Below are 2157 nucleotides of genomic sequence, written 5' to 3'. Positions count from 1 at the left end.
TTCCGTTCCGCCGCCTGCCGCACCAGATCGTCCCAATCCTGCGCGCAGGCGATGGCTGGCGAGAGCGTCAGCGCAAGCACAGCCAGCATGCGGCCGGACATGAAAAACCGGCGTCTCATTCCCTCCCTCCTGGGCGTTTCGCAGGTCGGTTCCAGACCAGTTGCCATTCACGCCCGCCGCGCCCGGCCTGGAACAGCGTGGCGCGGATTGGCTGCGTGAAAGTGGGATCGTCCAGGAGCACGGATACATACTCGCCGGCACGTTCCCCGGTGCGTTTCCATCCCGCGCCCAGCTCGGGGCCAGTATCCCCGTCACCCAAGTGGACGCGATAATCCGGCGCATGCTCCGCGCCATTGTTTTCCGCTGGAACGAAGGTCAGTTCGGCGTCCAGCGACAGGGTGCGCACACGCCCGGCAAATCCATCGGCGGTGCGGGTGAAAAATCCGATCTGGCTCATGGGAAAAATCCTCTCGTAAATGGTAGGGATGACGGAAAATCCGACGACCATGTCGCCGTCATTGGATGGGCGGTTCGCTCTGTTTCACGGGCATCATTGGCGGTCCCAGAAGCGGCCGTTCCCGCACTGGATCGCGCAGATCCGGGAGAGGATCGAAATGCGGGGGCGGTTGCTCGGCCTCTCCCGTCCTGACATGCATCGGCACGGCGCGTCCGATGACGGTGTTCATCGGCAGGACACCGAAATACCGCCCGTCCAGACTGGTCGGCACGGCGGCGTTCATGACGAACACCTGCCCCGGCCCGAGGCGTTGGCAGCCCTCCCAGACCGGCAGCGCCCGGCCGCGATGATCGACGGGTTTCGCATCGCCGGCCGGTTTCCCGTCGATGGTGACATGCGCGCCATTCCGACAGACACTCTGCCCCGCCAGTGCCGCCACCGGCTTGAGCAGCGGCCCGCCGAAAGGTAGGTAGCCGCGCGTTGCCAGCAGCGTCGCCTCGCGCTCCGGCAGGCGGATGGCGACAATGTCGCCGACGCGCACCGGGACTGTGGCCTGGATGCGATACAGGCCCACCGGAACGCTGGCCGTCTCGTTCCAGACCCAGCGCGGCGCGGGATGAAACGCCAGCGAAGTGCCCACACCGAGCACGGCGAAATACGTGGTGAAAAACCAAGCGCGCCGGGTCATGACGCGGCCCTCCGGCGTAACCATCCTTCATGCCGTTCGCGCGTGTAGGGACGCGGCTCCTCCGCTGCCGTGAGCCGGTGATGCAGGTGCCGCCAGTGATCGGGACAGGCGGTCGTAGGATCAATTCCCAGCGCCTCCACGCCGTCGATGGCCTCCAGCACCCGACGCACCTTTGGCCAGCCGCTCTGGCGCAGCAGGCTCTCGCCACCGGGGCGCACGAAGGGCACGGTCTGGCAGGCTTCCTGAGCGCCGACCGCGCGCACGATGTCGACGCAGGACACGACGGTGCCGAAATCGTTCGCAGCCCAGCGGATAAACGCGAACACACTGTCCGGCGTGAAGCTCATCAGCCTGCGCCGACGATCGAGAATGCGGTCCTCGACAGGGTGCCCGAACCGGACCCAATGCTCGATGCGCTTCTCGATCCAGGTCAGTTCGACCGTGGTGAGGGCATCGCCCCGCGACGGGAAAGAACGGGCGGTCATGGGACACCAACCAGGCGATCCGCGACCGCTTCCCGAGCGTTTTCTCCACGCCCCGACCGGGCGGCCGGAAGGGGAGCGAAAAGACCGAAATCCCCTACATAATAAGTTATTATATTAGTTATATAAGTTACGGGTCCATTTTTTCCTTTTGAATCAGATGCTTCGACGGGTTTTTGCACCTGTAGCAACGGTAATTCCGCACCTGCACCAACGGCATGTTCCGCATCTGAAGCAACGGTATGATCCACATGGTTTTCCCCAGGCACTGTGGATCGACCCGTTGGAACAATGCGCAGGACTCCCGGTTTTCCGCCAGAAACGAGCTGAAAATCGTATCCTGGAATACTCTGGCGGCGCACGATGGTGCCGATATCGATCATGAAATTGCGCAACGGGGTAAGACTGCCGGAACGGGCATGAAGATCCACCACATCGAACGTCCACCCGGTCTTCTGCCGACCGGCATGGCGGCGCGCCAGCCGGTAAAGCCAGCGTTCCAGACCACCGGCCAGCCGGAAGTAGGCGGG

General features: G+C 63.7%; 4 protein-coding genes and 1 pseudogene. All 5 read right to left on the bottom strand.

The window, feature by feature from the left end; translation table 11 throughout:
* Positions 1-119: pseudogene (locus ABF821_RS20865) on the bottom strand (lytic transglycosylase domain-containing protein); the annotation flags it as partial.
* The gene (locus ABF821_RS20860) at positions 116-457 is read right to left on the bottom strand and encodes a DUF736 domain-containing protein (RefSeq protein WP_415531453.1); all 342 of its coding nucleotides are present in this window, start codon (positions 455-457) and stop codon (positions 116-118) included. The pseudogene ABF821_RS20865 and the gene ABF821_RS20860, both read right to left, overlap by 4 nt.
* A 58-nt stretch (positions 458-515) precedes the next feature.
* Positions 516-1145 (bottom strand): S26 family signal peptidase, encoded by a 630-nt coding sequence (locus ABF821_RS20855; protein WP_415531452.1) that lies wholly within the window; start codon positions 1143-1145, stop codon positions 516-518.
* Positions 1142-1630, bottom strand: coding sequence for a DUF2840 domain-containing protein (locus ABF821_RS20850; protein ID WP_415531451.1), 489 nt, complete (start codon positions 1628-1630; stop codon positions 1142-1144). The genes ABF821_RS20855 and ABF821_RS20850 overlap by 4 nt, the downstream gene beginning before the upstream one ends.
* The coding region (locus tag ABF821_RS20845; RefSeq protein WP_415531450.1) for a replication initiator protein A at positions 1627-2157 on the bottom strand (531 nt) is incomplete at its 5' end. The genes ABF821_RS20850 and ABF821_RS20845, both read right to left, overlap by 4 nt.

The sequence above is a fragment of the Gluconacetobacter sp. genome, assembly GCF_047721585.1.
GTDB lineage: Bacteria > Pseudomonadota > Alphaproteobacteria > Acetobacterales > Acetobacteraceae > Gluconacetobacter > Gluconacetobacter dulcium.
This window is presented reverse-complemented; position numbering and strand designations above follow the sequence as displayed.

What these genes read in the sequence shown, in the direction of transcription:
- ABF821_RS20850 (WP_415531451.1), bottom strand. Translation starts at nt 1,630, where the DNA reads ATGACCGCCCGTTCTTTCCCGTCGCGGGGCGATGCCCTCACCACGGTC.
- ABF821_RS20860 (WP_415531453.1), bottom strand. Translation starts at nt 457, where the DNA reads ATGAGCCAGATCGGATTTTTCACCCGCACCGCCGATGGATTTGCCGGG.
- ABF821_RS20855 (WP_415531452.1), bottom strand. Translation starts at nt 1,145, where the DNA reads ATGACCCGGCGCGCTTGGTTTTTCACCACGTATTTCGCCGTGCTCGGT.